The organism is Leptospirillum ferrooxidans C2-3, assembly GCF_000284315.1.
GTDB lineage: Bacteria > Nitrospirota > Leptospirillia > Leptospirillales > Leptospirillaceae > Leptospirillum > Leptospirillum ferrooxidans.
Genome location: NC_017094.1, coordinates 533,111 through 549,903 on the forward strand (window position 1 = coordinate 533,111; position 16,793 = coordinate 549,903).

Genomic DNA, 16,793 nt, shown 5'->3' on the forward strand with positions numbered 1-16,793 from the left:
GAAAAGCAAATGGCGAATTACAACAGGACAATCCTCATGGGCAACCTCACGGCCGATCCGGAAAAACGATTCACGAAGGATGGGAGTGCGGTGACGAATTTCACGGTTGCTGTCAACGGACCTCCCTCAAAGGACCCTGACCGGGAAGATGAGGTGTTGTTCATGCCATGCGTTACCTTCGGAAAGACGGCGGAGGCGGTCGGTAAGTATCTGTCCAAGGGAGATCCTGTTCTTGTCGATGGCCGTCTTCGCACGGATAAATGGGAACAGGATGGAGAAAAAAAGAGCCGAACGGTATTGCGCGTGGGGCTTGTCCAGTTTTTGGGAAGAAAGGGAGAAGCTTCCGGGGAGCCGGAGGGAGCATCGGATGGGGATCTCTCATTCTGAAAAGCTTCAATTATGTATCGATCGCACCCGCCCGAAGGGGGCGGGTGAAGATTGGACCATTGCCTGGAGGAATCATGCTTGTGAAGGAACCGAGTTTCATCCCACCACTCCTGCTCCATGGGGATCCCGAATGCTCCGGACCGGAAATGCCGGAGTCCGGCCCGATTCGGGAAAAGAAATTGGAGATGGAAAATCTTTTCTGGTGGAATCTCCATCGGCTGGGGATTAATCCCCGGATACTTGAGATTGAGGGAGACCGCGTGCATATTTCAGATGGGACGGTTGATATCCGGGTTCCCGTCGAGAAGTTGGCCTTCGGGCTCTCGTTGTGTCTTTCGGAAGAAGGCAAGAGATATCCCCCGATACCACCAGGTCGGCCGTTTGTCAGCCAGATCGGGTATCTCTCCAGGCGGGGGAGGCGAGGAGGCATTCGTCTGAAGGAGGTTCTGGACATGATCGATCGCGGAAAAGAGGGGAACAAATGATGGATCTTCCTCCCCTTCCTGTCCCAGTCGCGTGCGTCCGTTCGGCGGCTGGATATTACGGGCTTCCTCCTCTCGCGATTGTCGGGATTCTTGGTGCGGAAGGGGGTCGTCTCGGCCAGGCGGTCCGCAATACCGACGGGTCCGAGGACCTGGGCCCAATGCAGATCAACAGCCGGTGGCTGCCTCGTCTCGCCCGATACGGTTTGACCCGCAGCAAACTTCTCATGAATCCGTGCGCAAACGTTTGGGCAGGGGCGTGGATACTCGCCCGATCCTATGCCCGGGACGGAGATGTCTGGATGGCAATCGGGCACTACCATTCAGGACGTCCAGGGGAAAGCCGGAAATATCGTCTCCGGGTTTCAAGAATTCTCTCCAAGTGGCTTGAACGGGAAGGGATTGATCGGGGAGGAGAAGCGGATGGCCGGTAGGAAGCAAAAACGGGCGTTGGGAAACGGTCTGGAGAGCCTCTTCGGCCCGGAGGGTCCATCCGGCGGGCCGGAACGGACGATCCCGGCTGCTTCGGGAGGTCAGGGAGGGATATTTGCAATCATTCTGGTGGCGTTCGTTCTCGGGGCATTAGTGGAGTTTTTTTTGTCTGAGGTCCATCTCCGGGTGGGGATCGGTCCTCCGTCGGCCAAAGCAGACTCCTTTCTGGCTCCTTCTCCAGCTCTTTCCGGGCCAGTGAAGGCTTCCGGACAATCCGTTCCTTCCTCCAAAAAGGGAAGTTCCGTCGCTCCGAGGGAGGTTTCTCCCGGGAGTACCGTTGCCGGTTTTACACCACCCCCAGTTCCGGCAGATTTTCACGATTCGGTGGTTCGACAGGTGATCCATAACCGTTTTCCATTGTCTCCGGGCGATATAGGTCTTTTGAAGGGTATTCTGAAGCAGACGCAGAAAGCGGTTCATGGACCTCCTCCTGAGGGCCGGGCCGTTTCCGTTTCCGTATCTCTCGATCCCGGAGCCCAGTTTCCGGTGATCCACCTCGTTCCGGGGATCGCTTCGACCATCACGGTGGTGGATGCAAGCGGCGCTCCCTGGCCGATCGAGGATGTCATCGTTGGAAACGCCAAGTCGTTTCCGGTCCGTCGAATGAGCGCAACGAACGGTGTCGTGATCGAACCGCAGAACAATGTGGGATGGACGAGTCTCTCCCTCGTTCTTCGGGGGAGGGGTACCCCGGCGGTTCTGAAACTTGTCGATTCGGACACTCTTTCGGATACGCGGGTGACCGCCCGGATCGAAGCGCGGGGGCCGAATGCGGTCATCCCCATTTTTCGGGAAGCAAAGCCGGTTGTTTCAAGCCGGGTGTTGGCATTTCTGGACGGAATTCCTCCCTCCGAGGCCCGGGCGATTCCTGTCCATGGTACAGGGGACATGGAAGCATGGCGGGATGGCAACCGCCTGTTTGTGCGGACCCATCTTGATGTGCTGGCCCCTGCCTGGATCGAAACGGTCTCGGGGCCAAACGGAATGAAGCTTTATGTGTTTTCTCCGGTCTCGGTTATTACCGCGGCGGGAGAGGATGGAGAAATGATCACCGTTGAACTGGGAGAAGGAGCCACTGATGTCGGAAAGGGATGATGTGGAGGTTATGGGGTCTTTTGAACATCCGCTTGCTCCCCGCCGTAAGCGATTTTCCCTTCGGATGCTTCCAAAATGGGCTTGGATGGTTGTCCTGGTTCTTATTGTCGCAGGGGCCTTTTTGCTCGTTCACAAAAAAAGTACTCTGATCTCCCCGACCGGATCCGTGGTTTCTGCGCCTCCGCTCCCGGACCAGAAAGCGGGAGTCTCTTCCAATCAGGAGTATCGCAGGAAGATTGATATTTTGAATCAGGAGCGAGGCAGCCAGGCTGAAAAAACGGGGCAGAGCAGCGTTCCGTCGGCGGGGGGAGGAGGTCACCCGGGTTTTTCGAAAGAGGCTCCGCCGGTGGCTCCGAGTTCGTATCAGACCAATCCGTCGGCGGATGCGGATGCCATCAGGGAGGCCCGAAGGGAAGCGACACAGAAGGCTGTCGACGCCGCCAATGACCTCGAACGGACTGCGGTTGCGAAGGAGTTCGATGGGATTCTGGCGTCCTGGTCGTCCCAGGGGGCCAGCCTCGCTATTCTGGCCGCACCAAAAGAGGCCACACCGGCAGGAACGAATACAAAAGGGAATCCAGGGAAATCTTCCGGAAAGTCTGGAAGCGTCAGAGGAGTGGGTAAGGGCATTCCGATCATTCCTGCCGGCAAAATCCTTTATGGAAGAATCATCAACGAGTTGAACTCGGACCGTCCCGGACCGGTTCTGGCTGAAGCGGTCGGCGGAAAATTCGACGGAGTGAAATTCCTGGGAAGCTTCCAGCGGGATAACGGAGCTCTCGTGATCAAGTTCGACCGGGTGATCTATCCGGATGGCGAGACGGATTCGATCGGGGCCTATGCCGTATCTCCGGGAGCCAAGCTCCGGTCCGGACTCGAGACGGATGTGAACAACCATTACCTCTACCGGTATGGGTCACTTCTGGCCTCCGCCTTCATGCAGGGATTCGGACAGTCTGCGATGTATTCAAATTCGACATCATACCCTTCGGCTATGGGCACTCCAGTCATTGGATTTAACGGAATGACGCTCATGCAGCAGACGGAGATGGGGCTCGGGCAGGCGGGAATGATGCTTGGCGGACAAGCAATGAATGCTTTCAATACGCCTCCAACAGTGAAGGTTGCCGCGAACTCGCCCGTCGGTCTCATGATTGTCGCGGAAACCGGGCAGAAAATGCCAAAGTCGTCTTCGTCCGCTGGAAATGCTCCGGCGAAACCGGGCCTGGTAACCGCCCCTGGTCCTTCGATGGTTCCCCAGCCTGGATATCCCCAGCAGCCGATGATGGGGGGCGGCTATCCCGGTTACGGTGGTGGATATGGAGGAAGCCCCTATGGGGGCGGATACGGCATGCCCATGATGCCGATGATGCCGTGAAGAAACAATTAAAGAAGGAATCCAATCATGACGTTAGAAAGGAAAATGCTTTTAAATATTAGTAACTTAAAGGGGATATCAACTATGAGGTTGGCGAATGAAAATGACATTCCCCAAGCCAATCTCAGTCGTTGGTTCAAGTCTCAGAAAGGTGGTTACGTCAAGGAAGAGAAAATCGAAAGGATGGCCAAATACCTGGGTTTAGACTATAAGGTCGGAAAACTTTTCCCTGGAGTTCATCGTTGGACGGTTCCATCTCATTTAATAGAGGATGTTCTGCAAGTGGAATCTATCGTCCAGAAATTTCTTCCTGGCGGCGGAACTATCTATCCTGTTCGAAGGAAAAACCCCATTTTGATTAAGATGACCACTGAATCATATGTTCCTTGGTCCCCTTGGGTCCGATGGGTTCTGGTTCCCCTAGCTTTTCCAGATCTTCGGGTAATCCTCAAAATGGGTGAAAAAGTTAAACAGTTGATCAGCCCCTTCGACAATCACTCCCCTGATCCTTTCCGCATGGAAGGATGGTTTTGCCCCGAGGGAAGCAAAGGAAATAAAAAAGAAGAAATCAAAAAAACATTATGGGTGGATCTTCCTGAGGAAATGTTTCTTCGTCTATCAGGTGACGAAGATCTCTCCGTTCATGATTTAGACATAATTTTGGGAATTACTGGAAGTTTGGGATGGACTTGGGAGAAATTAATCCCTGTTTTGGAAGCAAAAGGGACCACACCGGATGAAATCGCTAGAAATCATGGGCTTCTTTGATGACGACTCCAGACATCATTTTACGAAAAATCCTTACGGATGCCTGTCTAGACCAATTGCCATTCCTTGAAATTCGCGAAAAGGAACGGCCTTTATGGTTGAATACCCTGCCGGAAGCGGATTCCGAACGGAAATCGTCCCGAAAAACAGGAGTCTTCGCACGTTTCTTGGGAAGGGGAACCTGATGACCTCCGTTTTCTGGATCAAGGTCACTGTATTCATCACACTCGGAACGATCTTGTCCGTCATCGACCTCCGGAGCTTCCGGCTCCCTCACCGGATGACCATCCCGATGGCGGGACTTGGGTTTTTATTTTCGTTTGTTCCTGGAAACGGTCTGTCCCCATGGGAGGCTTTTCTGGGGTTTGCTGTCGGAATTCTTTCTCTTGGGATTCTTTCCTGGAACCTGAGAGATTCTCTTGGATTTGGGGACGCTGTGTTTGCGGGGGCGATTGGGGCATTTTCAGGAGTATTGGGATTGGGAATCGCCCTGTTCGTGGGAGGAACGATTGCCCTGATCGTTTCTACGGTCCAGAAAAAGCGGGGACTTGTGGCGTTCGGACCGTGGCTGACGGCAGGAGCAATCCCAGGACTGCTTCTGTCCAATATTGTCCATATTGGGGAATTGTTTCATTAATATATATTTTAATGGTATTCTGATATACCATAAAAATATTAAGACAGATTATCATGGAGGATCAATGCAGACAGTCGTTGGATTACCGGTCCTGAGCGCAGGGGAATGGATTCTGACCCACAGCGGACGGCATGTGGAATTGAGAAATCCCGATCCTGAGGAAATCGATATCTCAGACATCGCGCGGGGAATTTCGCGGGAATGCCGTTTTACCGGACAGTGCCGGGAATTTTATTCCGTAGCCCAGCATTCTGTTCTGGCAAGCCTTATCGTCTCTGCGGAGTTCGCTCTGGAAGCCCTCTTGCACGACGCCACCGAAGCCTTCATCAAGGATATTCCCTCTCCACTCAAAAAACTGTTGCCAGAGTATTCGCGGATTGAAGGGATCCTCGAAGGGGTGATCCGACTAAAGTTTGGTCTTCCGGAAGAGATGAGTGTCCCCGTAAGAATAGCCGACCGTATCCTTCTCGCGACGGAAAAGCGGGATCTGATGGCGCACGATCCATGGGCGTGGCCCATTCTCGAAGGAGTCGAGCCTCTTTCAGAACAGATCGTTCCATGGTCTCCGGAGGTTTCGATGGAAAGATTCCTTCACCGTTTCGCCGAACTGGGAGGAGTGCTCCATGCAGCTTGACGGCCTGGATTTCTGGGGAAACAAGTTCCGGGAAATTCAGACGCTTCTGTATCAGCGATGGAAGGACTGTTCGTTTCTGGGAATTCCGAATCTTCCTTCCTGGCCGGAAATCATGTCCTGTCCGGATCTTTCCGCCTTGCATGATCTCGAAAAACGCCTGGAAGGAGCTGGTGGAAAGGAAAAGAAGACCCGGAAAAAGAAGGAGGCGGCGTGAGGTTTCTTTCGTCCTCCCGGATCACCGCCGGATTCTTGGTGCTTGTCATTCCGGGAATTCTTCTGGCGGGAGGGGCACAAGCGGGTGCCTGGCCCTTTCGCGGGTCCGAACATTTTTCTTCGTGTTCGAGACCTGTAACCTCCTCTCCAGAATCCCTTCTCGGAGAACATTACTCTCCGGAAGAGAACCTCGAATCGATCGATGTGGACCTGATCGACCACGCCAGACGGTCGATTGAGATTGCCATGTATGCCTTCACGGATCGTCCGATCGCCGATGCGGTCATCCGGGCGTCCTCTCGCGGCGTCCACGTGTGGATTTACCGGGACGGCATTCAGATCAAAGACCGTGGTGACAAGTCGAGGCGCATTCTGTCCGCCTCCGGACAGAGCGGAGTCGTCCAGATCGAAGTGAAGAGGAATTCCTCAAGAAACATCATGCATTTGAAGGCGTATCTCATCGACGGGATGATCCTCCGGACCGGGTCGGCCAACTGGTCGCCCCCCGGAGAAGGCGCCTGGTGTTCCCGAGGAGAACGGCTTCACCGGGATCAGCAGGACAACAATCTTTTTATCACGAACGATCCCCGGGAGGTCCGGAAATTCGAATCGACGTTCCGGAGAATCTGGACACGGGAGACGAATCGTCCTTGGAATGAGAACTTGTCGAGAAGGAGATCTTGATGAAACGAGAATCCGGTGGCTTTGTCCTCCCCGTCGCGGTCATGGTGGTTATTGTCCTCATGGCTTGGTTCTTTGTTTTTAAATCGTCAACGCCTCCTCCCAAACCTCTTTTCCTTGCTCCGCCGGATCAAAAGGTCCCTCCCACCACCAAACCATCATATAAGCGTGCGGAGACGGAGTCGCCGATGGGCTGGAGAACTCTTTACCGGGACAACTGGGAATTTCTGTGTCCCGTTCTCGGACACCAAGTTGTCGATCCGGAAGAAGCCTGCCGTCTGATTGCGGCTCCGGCCCGGCTCGGGCCGATCGTCGTCCGAGATTCGTCGGTCAAGTATGACAAACCATTCACCGTGAAACGGAATCCATCGGTCCCATTGGTCAAATACAGCATCAAACATCCGGTGATGAGTCTCCCGGAATACGTTGGCCCCCGGTTTTACCCGGAGCGAATGATGTGTGCAAACTCTCCCGGAAAATGGATTCCGACTCATCGTCCTGTGATCGATCCGCAAGGAAGGCTGATCCGGTATGACCCGGAGCAGGTCCGGATCTTTTGCGGAGGAGGCAAGTGAGCGGACTAACGTCCACGGCCACATCCCTTCTCCAGCAGGTGGCAAACGACCTGCCCGCCTTCTGGAACCTCCTGATTGCGTTTGCCTCTCTGACGGGGTTTGTTCTCTGCGGGTACGGCCTGTATCGGGCGGTCGAAGAGCAGAAACGGGGAGAATCCATGATGGGTGCGGCCGGGATCTTCATGGTCGGGATCGGACTCGTCAACTTCATCTACTTCGTGAATTCCGCCACGATGACCATCGGTTTTTCGACCGGGAATCTTTCCACATTTTCCTACACGGCATCCTCCTCCTCTGGAACTCCCGGATCTTCGGTTCCGTCCTTTGCCTTTGTGATCCTGAAGTTCTTCGGGTGGCTCGCGGCCTTTCGGGCCCTTCTCCTCTGGTCCGAATCCGCCCGGTCGGGATCTCCTCCCGGGACGGTCTGGCGGGGAACGACACACTTCGTGGCGGGAATTTTCCTGATCAACATCAACCAGTTTCTGGGAACGATGGGGAATTACATGGGTGGATAAGGGCGTTGAAAGAGGTTTTGAAGTCGAGACGTGAGAAATTTTTTGCTGGAACAAACCAAGGGGGAATGATGGAAGAAAAGAAGGAAGAAACAATCAAGGAGCACAAAAAGGCAAATCTTTTCGGAGCGATTATGGGAGTAATGGGTAGAGTTTCAAAACGGTTTTTCCTGAGGACTCATCCCCGTCCAGATACTCCATGGGTTCGGATCCGGGAGAGAAAAGGATCCAGGACTCTCGTGTGGGGAATGGGGGACGGAAAATTGTTCGGGAGCGTTCCCCTTGATCCGGAGGTTGCTTTTTCAGTGGATCCGGAGGGAGTGAAGCTTCGGAGCGTGGACGGTGATCCTCTTCTGATCGGGAGTCCGGGAAACGAGAGTGCAAATATCCTGCTTTCCCGGAAAATCGAAAAAGTCCTCAGAAATCAGGGGAGACGAAACATGATCGTATGGGTGTCGATCGGTACCCTCATTTTTCTGGTCGTTCTGGAAGCATTGGGAGGAACGGCCCTCGGTCGCCTCGCCCAGATCACCCCTCCCGGGAGCGGAGGCGGGAGTCTTTCTTCCCTTTCCGATCTTCCGGTGCCTTCCATGAGTTCGGGGCTCACTTGTCACACACACTGACCCCTGGGTAGTTCTTCCGCCCTTCTCCGCTTGTCGCCTTCCGCGCGCGACACCGGGACTTTTGGTGTCCCTGTGCGCATCGCTGGTCCTTCGGACCCGGCAACATCGCTTCGGACGGGCAGATGTCTTTTTCTTATAAAAGGAGGTTCTTATGAGCACGCCACTTTCTCCGGAGTTCGCTCCGGAGATCCAGATTGTCAACGACCGCATCACCACCACATCGCTCGCCGTCTCGAACGTGTTCGAAAAGAACCATCGCGACGTTCTCCGCTCCATAAAAGATCTTGAAATTCCTGATGATTATCGTGAGCGCAATTTTGCGCCGACGTTCCGAGAGGTTCCCGGCCCGAATGGGTCCATCCGGAAAGAACCGATCATTCTCATCACCCGGGACGGCTTCACGATCCTGGCCATGGGGTTCAACGGCAAGCGGGCCATGGAATTCAAGATCAGGTACATCGAGGCATTCAACCAGATGGAGGAAGAGCTTCGAAGCCAGAAGGGGAAATCCGGGCGCAGTACGAAGATTGAGATGAAGGAGACGGCCCCCCTGTTAGGGGATATGGATCTGGAAAGGGAGAGGATCCGTCTGGAGACGATGCGCCTCTGGACGGATCGGGCGATGAAACTCAAGAAGATGATCCTGGAATTCCGGGAGCGGGAAATATTCGGCCTTGCGGAGGCACGGAAGGCGGCCCTGGACGCAGTGAGGCTCTTGACTGGAGAGGATCCATCTGGTCCGGTTCCCGGATCGGGCGGGGAGGTTCCTGCGGAGGAGGACTCCGCCCTGCTTGCGGACGTGTGTCGGGCACTTGCTCTTGAGAAAAAGCCGACCGACGTCGTCTCTCTTATGAGGGGACTGGATTCCGAACTGGATTCCTGGTTGCTCGACCGGGGGATCCTGCCGACATCCCGTGCCCAGATCACCTGCCTCCGGATCGAGAGGAAGATCTCCAAGATCAGCCACGAAATCCATGACCGGATATTGGAGGCGGAGAGACGGATTCCCTCCTTCCAGGAGACTCTCGAAGCGGCGGTAAAGGAGTTTCTCGAGGGGAGGGAAGGATGAGGGGGGATTCCTGCTTGCTCCGCTTGTCGCCTTTCCCTATCAGGACAAGAACACGCCGCCTCCCGAGGCGACCAAAAAAGGTCGCACGGGTCCCTGGCGTTTCCCGTTGGAACAGGGGACTCGGGGCGGTGCCCCAAACCCCCCAAAAGGACTTAACACAGCACGCACCCTCTCGGGGTGGGAGAAAATCCAGTGTGCGTGCCGTTTCCGGGCACTGGTCCGGTGCCTTGTCCCCTTCATTTCAAAAACTGTCTTTGAGGGGACAAAGGCCTTCCGGAACGAGGGGACAATGAGGGGCTGTCCCCTCAAAAAAGTGCTCCCATTCAGGGAGATAGGAACCAGTCCCAGACACAAGGAGAAGGAGAAAAAGATGGGTTACCAAAGGATGGATCTCCGAGTGTCGGATTCGACCATCTCGGCGATCAAAAAACGGGCGTTTTCAGAAGGGAAATCGGCATCAAAAATTGTTAGGGAATTGATCGAGTCCTCTCTCGCGCGCACATCGGGATCCAATGAACTTGCCGTTCTCGGGGGTGGATCGGGAATGGATCTGGAGATGTTAAAAAAGGCGATTGGGGAGGAGCGGGATGAGCATGAAAAGACCCGATCGGAACTGGCCGCAATGGGGCTTTTGCCCGATTCCCAAAACGGATCAGGTCTATCCCCTCAAATGATCAAATTTCAGGTTGAAACTCTTACAAAAACATACGAACTGCTGAGGAAGATTTCCCTTCACCTTTCTCAGGAAAACACTAAAGAGCATGAGGATCGAGTCAAATACGCGGAGGCTATGGCGATGGAAACCGTGAAAAACCTGAACTTGGGAGATGAAAAATGAACAATTTTCAGGGATTCGACGATCAGAAAAATGGATCGGAAATCGTTGCCGCTTTAGCCGGGAGTCTCTCCGGAATCGGAGCGTATCTGGGTGCGGAATGGGCGTGGTGGCATCTTGGATGGGGCCCATGGAACTGGTCAGTGAGCGCCGGCAGATCGGACACGATCCATGCCTACTGGCTCGCCTTCTTTGGACATTTGAATCCTTCCTACAAAGGTGATTTTGGAACATGGCTTGAATTCGAGATCTGGCTCAGGAGCCGCCATATGTATGACGCTTTCGTGGCTTCGTTCTGGGTTCCCCTGACTGTTTCGGTCATTACAGGAATACTGATTGGCTTTTGGATCTTCAGATCAATGAATAAAAAAGTGGCCCCCTTCATCCGCGGCGGGAGATTCAACTAAAAATTCAGGAGGTTTTAAGATGGGCTGGTTTGATGGAAAAAAAGAAGAAAAGGGTATCCCCCTGAGCTTGCCTGGTCTGACTTTCCCCATGGGCGCGGAACTTGAGCACATCCTGATCCCGGCCACGACCGGATCAGGAAAAAGCCAGCTGATCCACTATCTTTTGGACTCGATCCTCAAGGGCATCGCGGCTCGTCCCGAAAGTCAACGAGCGATCATCACAGACCTGAACGGACAGTTTGCCGAGAGCCGTAGTCACCCTCAGGACCATCTGGTGAATCCTTCCGACAAGCGGAGTCTCAAGTGGAACCCTTTTCGGGAAATAAAAAACGAAATGGACTTCAAGCTTCTGTCCACGTCCGCGATCACGACGGACGGAGCGTCAGGAGAAGAAAAGAATTGGCGCCAGTTTGCCCAAACAATGCTGGAGTCAATCATGAAGGGTCTGGATAAAGAAGGGAATCCAAACCCTCAGCGCGTCCTCGAGTTGATCCGACCCTCTGATCCGGAACTCGTGCGGCAATACATCACTGGAACACCTGCCGAATCTCTTTTGAGCGGCCCGAATGAGCGTTTTTTCGGGTCCGTCATCGGGGTTCTCTCCAATGCCCTGTCCGCATGGGAATTTCTGGAACCCGATGGAGGGTTTTCAATCAGGGATTGGGTCTGGGAAGGGAAGGGGTGTCTCTTCCTGATCTATACCCCCGCTCAAATCGAAGCGATGCGTCCTCTTCTTGGATGTTGGCTCTCTTTGGCCATTCGGGAAACACTCTCTTTGCCGATCGAAGTGGACAAAAACGGTGTTCCGACTCGCCGGATCTGGTTTATCACGGACGAACTGGATTCTCTGGGAACGATTCACGGAATGGGAGAAGCGCTCTCTCAAGGGAGAAAAATGGGCCTGTCCGTTATCTCTGCCATTCAAACCCTTGCGCAGCTCCGGATCCGGTACGGGCCGGATGGAAGTGCGGCTCTCCTGGCGTGCTTTGTGAACAAGCTGATCATGAAGCAGGGTGATTTTGCCGATGCCAAACACTGGAGCGATTACCTGGGCCAGCAGGAGGTGGAAAGAATCGTGAGAAACGAGGGGGGATCGAAGGGGGGAAACGGTGGTGCCGGAGAGTCGTTCGGCAGACATGCTCAGAGGGAGATCCGCCAACTGGTCCTTCCTGCCGAATTGCAGGATCTTCCAAAATTCTGCGGGTATGCGCGCATCAGCGGCCAGTCTGGGGTCAGCAAATTCCGTTTTGAGCCCAGGGGATTGCCGAAGGTAGCGGAGCCGTTCATTCCGAAACAGAAGAAATATTGATGGCGCTCGGACGGAATATCTCCCCCGCCCAGGGGGAGACATACTACAGGAAAGATGATTACTACTTGGAGCGTGAAGGAGGAGATGACCACCGTCTCGAATGGGGAGGGAAGCTTGCCGTTGAACTGGATTTATCCGGGAAAGCCGGTGCCGAAGATTGGAAAAATGCCCTGAATGGACATTTTCCCGGAGGGATCGAGATCGAGGGAGGATCGTTCAAGGATCCAAAAACTGGCGAAAGAGAGCGCCGGGCCGGAACGGACTTCGAATTTTCCGCTCCCAAGTCGATCAGCCTCCAGGCGCTTGTTCACGGAGATGAAGAACTTGTCCGGGCTCATCGGGAGGCTGTGGATGTTGCCATGGCGGCTCTTGAAAGGGAAGTTGGCGCCCGTCGGGGGCATGCCGGGAAAAATTGGGAAACTTCCGGAAAGGGGTTGATCGGGCGGGTCACACACATGACCAGCCGGGCCGGAGATCCGCAACTTCACGACCACGTGGTTTTTATGAACATCACGAAAAACTCCGATGGCAATTATCAGGCCATGACAAACGATCGGATGATGAACTATCAGCGGCTGGTTCAGGAGATCTATTTTGAGGAACTCGCCCATCGAATGGAATCGATGGGGTATGAACTGGAGAAGGGCAAGTATGGGGAACCGGAGATCAAAGGGTACACCCGGGAGCACATCGAGCATTTTTCCAAAAGAACGTCCGATGTTGATGCCTATCTGATGAAGCATTTCGGGGAAACAAGGGAAACAGCGTCTCCGGCGCATAAGAGGCTCGCCGCGGAACATTCTCGGGAGGCAAAAAAAGTCCGGGAGATGGAAGGACTTCAAAAAGAATGGGAGAGTCGGGCGCGAGATCTCGGTATGGAAAAAGTGCTTCCGGAAAAGGAAAGAAAACATCTCTCTCCTTCGAGTCGTCTGGAGATCGCCCGGGATTCCCTGAAATTTGCCATTGAACACCACACGGAGAGGGAATCTGCCGTCAAGGAGGGGGAGTTGATCAGGACGGCTTTGCAGGCCGGGCGCGGAAAAGTGACGAGTCGAGATATTGAAAAGGCGGTCGATGAGTCGAAAGCGGAGGGCCAGCTGATTCGGCAGAGTGGGGCCGGATCAAAGCAAAACCTGATGACCAGTCGGGAAGCTCTGGAGCGGGAAAAACGGATTCTCTCTTTTGAGAAGTCCGGCCGTCATGCAGTGGTCCCCGTCATGAACCCTCTTCAGGCGGAAAACGCCTTGAAAGCGATTCAGGAAAAAGAGGGATTGATACTGAACCATGAGCAGAAATCGGCGGCCAGGATGATTCTGACGACCGATAATCGCTATTCGGGCATCAATGGCTATGCCGGCGTGGGAAAGACCACGATGCTGAAACCGGCGATCGAATCCCTTCAAAACGGCGTGGCGGTTTCTGCTTTGACAAATGCCGGATACCGGGTTATTGGTCTTGGCCCTCAACATTCAGCGGTCCATGCTTTGCGCGACGCGGGCATCATTGAGTCCCGAACGCTACAAAGCTGGCTTGCGGACCGACAGGCGGGAAAGAATCTGAACGACAAAACCGTTGTCGTAATTGATGAAGCTGGACTGACCAATGCCAGCGACCTCGAATCCGCCATGAAGCGGATCGAAAAGGCGGGAGCGAGAGCGGTCCTTGTGGGAGACATCAAGCAATACGAGAGTGTGGCCGCAGGTCCGGTGTTCCGGCTTCTGCAGGATAACGGAATGGAAACGGTCTACGTCAAGGAAATGCAGAGGCAGAAGAACGCTCCAGAGAATGTTCGGGAAGCGGCCAGGCTCTCTATCGAGTCCCCGGAGGCGGCACTTTCAAAGCTTGAGATCCGGGAAATCAGGAATTCCCAGGAGCGTTTCAAGGCTATCTCCGAAGCATATCTGAAATCGAAGGATCCGAAGGAAACTCTTTGTCTTACTGGAACGCACGATGCCCGGAAGGCCGTGAACAATCATGTTCGGGAGTCACTGGGACTGGCCGGATGCGGCAATGAGTTTACCCGCTATGAAGCCGGGGATTTTACGGAAGCGCAGAAGAAGCGGATCGATGCCTACGAGGTCGGTCAGGATATCCGGTTCGGAAAGGATTACCGGAGCGTGAAGGTCAAATCTGGCGAACTTGGCAAGGTTGTCGAAGTTGACAAGGAAACAGGGCAGGTCCTCCTGAAAATGGAGGATGGGCGGGAAGCGACCCTGACTCCCAGGGAAATGTCCGGAAAGGGCCACGAGATCGGACAGCTTGAGAAGATCGAACTATCGAAAGGGGACCGGATCCGGATCACCGGGAACGAACTCAAGAAAGAGGGGATTACCAACGGAATGAGAGGGGCGGTTCTCGAATCGAAGAATGGCATGCTAAAAATTCTCCTGGATAGCGGAAAGACCTTCGATCTGAAGCCGGGATCCCGTCCAGTCGAGATCGACCATGGATATGCACAGACAGGGCACTCTGCCCAGGGATTGGGGGCTCAGACCGTCATTCTGGATCTTCCATCGAGTTCACAGACTCTGAATCGGAGAAGCTTCTATACGAATCTGACCCGAACAAAAGACCAGGTCATCGCTTTTACTGACAACATGGAAAAGCTCACCGGAGCCGTTTCCCGGGAGAAAGACAAGACCATGGCCCTTGATGTGGAGAAGGAGGTTCAGGAGAAAAATCGGGAGAGAAAGACGAAGAACCTTCCCGACGAGCTGCGGTTCGGGGAGACTCCCGAACAAACGAAAGCCCGTTTCGAAAAGGGCGGAATTGAAATCGATGACGTCGGCTTCTTCGGAAGGCCGGGAGAACAAGGAGAAAAAACTGAAATTGAAACGGGCGGAATCGCTCCGGTCGTCCCACCAGGTCAAGGGGAAAAGAAGATTCCGGGAGAAGAGAAGACGACAGAGATGAAGAAGGAGAAGAGAGAAGAGGAAATAATGTCGAAGGAACGGGAACGCTCCCGGGAGAAAGAGCGCGAGAAGACCGGAGAGCGGGCAGTAGAACTCCAGGAGAAACGGCTGGAAAAAGAGCAGGAGAAAAAGAAAGAGGCTCCCCGGATCGAGCGGCAGAGAGGTCGGGACGGGATGGAGTTTTAATCGACTTTCGACAAGGAGGAACAAAATGATCGACGCATCAATGCTGCTTCACATGATCAGCGCACTGGACACATTGGAAAAACTGATTCCAGGGGAGGAGGCCGGAGAATATGCAGTCAAGAAGATGGAGTGGGAAGCCCTGAAAAAAGCCTGCTGGGCTGAATACCGCTCCAGGGATAGGGGAATGGGGATGTGATAGATTACCTGTAACCGAAGACGAATGTTTCTCCGGAAGCATTCGTTCTATTCTCTTTTCACTTATTTCTCTCGGACTTCAGAAAGTCCGGCACAGCAAAGCTCGATGTCAGGGGATTACAGGCCGCCGCCGAGATCAATACCGTTGCCAGGACAATCATTCTTCCGATGATTTTCACTTTCATTTTCTTCCTCCTTTGAAAAAAACTGTTGAACAATTCGCCTAATGACTGCACTCCGCGTTCTGTCTTCTTTCTTCGCGATTTTCTCGATCTCCCGAAAAATCTCTTCCGGAAGACGAATCGAACAAAACTGTTGTTTCACCTCTTTCTCCCTCCGCTTTAGGTGTGAATGGTGTGCATTATGTACAATTTGATTGTCCCAGAACGGGATTTGTAAGTCAGGACGGGAATTGGGTGAAATTGGGTGAACCCATTAAGGAGGAAAGATGAATCGAAGAATTCGACTTGGGCCAATGGGGTCCTTTGAGTCCTGACCATCTGCCATTGACTAGTCCTGGCGACCCGGCCAGAGGATCCGGAAAAAAGGGAGAGATCTTCAAATGATTGGAAAGCAGTGATTCCACAAAATCCCGGAGAGGCTTCCTATCGAGTTTGTTAAGTGGTACCGGTGCCGGTGTTCTATCTCCCTGAATGGGAGCACTTTTTTGAGGGGACAGCCCCTCATTGTCCCCTCGTTCCGGAAGGCCTTTGTCCCCTCAAAGACAGTTTTTGAAATGAAGGGGACAAGGCACCGGACCAGTGCCCGGAAACGGCACGCACACTGGATTTTCTCCCACCCCGAGAGGGTGCGTGCTGTGTTATGACCTTTTGAGGGGTTCGGGGAGAATCCCCGCTGCCTCTTTTCTGGACCGTCTCCTGGTCCGGGAAGAGAGGTTGCTTTCTCTCCTGGCCCTCTTCGGGGGGGGAAGTCGCCCTGAAGGCTCTTTCGCTGGCGGTTCTGTCAGACAGGAAAGGTGACCTTTCTCTTGCTTTCATTTTTCCAGCCTTTATCCATGTCGTGAAAGTCTTCAGGTGCCAGCCCGTCCAAAGCGATGTCGCCGGGTCGAAGACCAGCGAAGCGCCCAGAGACCCACAAAGTCTCGGTGTCGCGCGCGGAAGGCGACAAGCGGAGCAGGGGGGATTCCGTAGAGGGAGATTTTGAAAACAAACAGGCAAAGGAGCAATGTTCCCTTAAGATTTTTTGTATGGGGGTGTTCAGACCTTAAAGGGGGTGGCAATCATGTCAGGAATCCGTATGTCGCGATCTTGACATTGCGGATCTGTGTTAAAAACAAAGCCATTTGGGCTAATAATGGCGCTTTTTTGATACGGTTAAGCAAGCAAGGTTACGGCGAGATTGTGAACACGATTATAATGGGGACCACCAAGCTAAAGAAAAAG

Annotated in this window: 21 protein-coding genes and 1 pseudogene; 20 read left to right on the plus strand and 2 right to left on the minus strand. The window is 53.8% G+C overall.

Annotated features, from left to right (window positions below):
- Positions 1–9 precede the first annotated feature (9 nt).
- From LFE_RS02785 to LFE_RS14085, 19 genes are all read left to right on the plus strand, one after another.
- On the plus strand, positions 10–387 hold the full coding sequence (locus LFE_RS02785) for a single-stranded DNA-binding protein (RefSeq protein WP_014448757.1): 378 nt from the start codon (positions 10–12) through the stop codon (positions 385–387).
- 74 nt (positions 388–461) lie between these two features.
- Positions 462–872 carry a hypothetical protein gene (locus LFE_RS02790; protein ID WP_014448758.1) on the plus strand — a complete coding sequence of 137 codons (411 nt, stop codon included), beginning with the start codon at positions 462–464 and terminating at the stop codon, positions 870–872.
- Positions 869–1,303 (plus strand): lytic transglycosylase domain-containing protein, encoded by a 435-nt coding sequence (locus tag LFE_RS02795; protein ID WP_014448759.1) that lies wholly within the window; start codon positions 869–871, stop codon positions 1,301–1,303. Before LFE_RS02790 ends, LFE_RS02795 begins: the two co-directional genes overlap by 4 nt.
- Complete coding sequence (locus LFE_RS02800) at positions 1,293–2,456, plus strand: DotH/IcmK family type IV secretion protein (protein WP_014448760.1); 1,164 nt, start codon at positions 1,293–1,295, stop codon at positions 2,454–2,456. The genes LFE_RS02795 and LFE_RS02800 overlap by 11 nt, the downstream gene beginning before the upstream one ends.
- Complete coding sequence (locus tag LFE_RS14225) at positions 2,440–3,834, plus strand: DotG/IcmE/VirB10 family protein (RefSeq protein ID WP_014448761.1); 1,395 nt, start codon at positions 2,440–2,442, stop codon at positions 3,832–3,834. Before LFE_RS02800 ends, LFE_RS14225 begins: the two co-directional genes overlap by 17 nt.
- Positions 3,835–3,861: 27 nt before the next feature.
- A complete protein-coding gene (locus tag LFE_RS02810; RefSeq protein WP_014448762.1) occupies positions 3,862–4,602 on the plus strand; it encodes a hypothetical protein in 741 nt (246 codons plus the stop codon).
- Positions 4,603–4,696: 94 nt separating this feature from the next.
- Positions 4,697–5,239 carry a prepilin peptidase gene (locus LFE_RS02815; protein ID WP_050989472.1) on the plus strand — a complete coding sequence of 181 codons (543 nt, stop codon included), beginning with the start codon at positions 4,697–4,699 and terminating at the stop codon, positions 5,237–5,239.
- Positions 5,240–5,303: 64 nt separating this feature from the next.
- A complete protein-coding gene (locus tag LFE_RS02820) occupies positions 5,304–5,873 on the plus strand; it encodes an HD domain-containing protein (protein WP_014448764.1) in 570 nt (189 codons plus the stop codon).
- Positions 5,863–6,087, plus strand: coding sequence for a hypothetical protein (locus LFE_RS02825; RefSeq protein WP_014448765.1), 225 nt, complete (start codon positions 5,863–5,865; stop codon positions 6,085–6,087). Before LFE_RS02820 ends, LFE_RS02825 begins: the two co-directional genes overlap by 11 nt.
- On the plus strand, positions 6,084–6,770 hold the full coding sequence (locus LFE_RS12925) for a phospholipase D-like domain-containing protein (RefSeq protein WP_014448766.1): 687 nt from the start codon (positions 6,084–6,086) through the stop codon (positions 6,768–6,770). The genes LFE_RS02825 and LFE_RS12925 overlap by 4 nt, the downstream gene beginning before the upstream one ends.
- Positions 6,770–7,342 (plus strand): hypothetical protein, encoded by a 573-nt coding sequence (locus tag LFE_RS02835; RefSeq protein WP_014448767.1) that lies wholly within the window; start codon positions 6,770–6,772, stop codon positions 7,340–7,342. Before LFE_RS12925 ends, LFE_RS02835 begins: the two co-directional genes overlap by 1 nt.
- Entirely contained in the window at positions 7,339–7,857 is a 519-nt protein-coding gene (locus tag LFE_RS02840) for a hypothetical protein (protein ID WP_014448768.1), read from the plus strand. Before LFE_RS02835 ends, LFE_RS02840 begins: the two co-directional genes overlap by 4 nt.
- A gap of 68 nt (positions 7,858–7,925) precedes the next feature.
- Positions 7,926–8,477: a hypothetical protein gene (locus LFE_RS02845; protein WP_014448769.1), complete on the plus strand. Its 552-nt coding sequence runs from the start codon at positions 7,926–7,928 to the stop codon at positions 8,475–8,477.
- 151 nt (positions 8,478–8,628) lie between these two features.
- A complete protein-coding gene (locus LFE_RS12930; protein ID WP_014448770.1) occupies positions 8,629–9,546 on the plus strand; it encodes a Rha family transcriptional regulator in 918 nt (305 codons plus the stop codon).
- 370 nt (positions 9,547–9,916) lie between these two features.
- Positions 9,917–10,384 carry a hypothetical protein gene (locus LFE_RS02855; RefSeq protein ID WP_014448771.1) on the plus strand — a complete coding sequence of 156 codons (468 nt, stop codon included), beginning with the start codon at positions 9,917–9,919 and terminating at the stop codon, positions 10,382–10,384.
- The gene (locus LFE_RS02860; RefSeq protein ID WP_014448772.1) at positions 10,381–10,788 is read left to right on the plus strand and encodes a hypothetical protein; all 408 of its coding nucleotides are present in this window, start codon (positions 10,381–10,383) and stop codon (positions 10,786–10,788) included. The genes LFE_RS02855 and LFE_RS02860 overlap by 4 nt, the downstream gene beginning before the upstream one ends.
- A gap of 19 nt (positions 10,789–10,807) precedes the next feature.
- Positions 10,808–12,097: a type IV secretion system DNA-binding domain-containing protein gene (locus LFE_RS02865; RefSeq protein WP_014448773.1), complete on the plus strand. Its 1,290-nt coding sequence runs from the start codon at positions 10,808–10,810 to the stop codon at positions 12,095–12,097.
- Positions 12,097–15,195 carry a MobF family relaxase gene (gene mobF / locus LFE_RS02870; RefSeq protein ID WP_014448774.1) on the plus strand — a complete coding sequence of 1,033 codons (3,099 nt, stop codon included), beginning with the start codon at positions 12,097–12,099 and terminating at the stop codon, positions 15,193–15,195. Before LFE_RS02865 ends, mobF begins: the two co-directional genes overlap by 1 nt.
- Before the next feature lie 25 nt (positions 15,196–15,220).
- Positions 15,221–15,391 carry a hypothetical protein gene (locus tag LFE_RS14085; RefSeq protein WP_014448775.1) on the plus strand — a complete coding sequence of 57 codons (171 nt, stop codon included), beginning with the start codon at positions 15,221–15,223 and terminating at the stop codon, positions 15,389–15,391.
- 58 nt (positions 15,392–15,449) lie between these two features.
- On the opposite strand, the gene LFE_RS14480 is transcribed toward LFE_RS14085, so the two are convergent.
- Positions 15,450–15,575 carry a hypothetical protein gene (locus tag LFE_RS14480; RefSeq protein ID WP_014448776.1) on the minus strand — a complete coding sequence of 42 codons (126 nt, stop codon included), beginning with the start codon at positions 15,573–15,575 and terminating at the stop codon, positions 15,450–15,452.
- 34 nt (positions 15,576–15,609) lie between these two features.
- Positions 15,610–15,714 (minus strand): annotated as a pseudogene (locus LFE_RS14635) (ribbon-helix-helix protein, CopG family); the annotation flags it as partial.
- Positions 15,715–16,202: 488 nt separating this feature from the next.
- Between LFE_RS14635 and LFE_RS14090 the strand changes: the two are divergent.
- A complete protein-coding gene (locus LFE_RS14090; protein WP_158310235.1) occupies positions 16,203–16,370 on the plus strand; it encodes a hypothetical protein in 168 nt (55 codons plus the stop codon).
- The last annotated feature ends 423 nt before the right edge of the window (positions 16,371–16,793 follow it).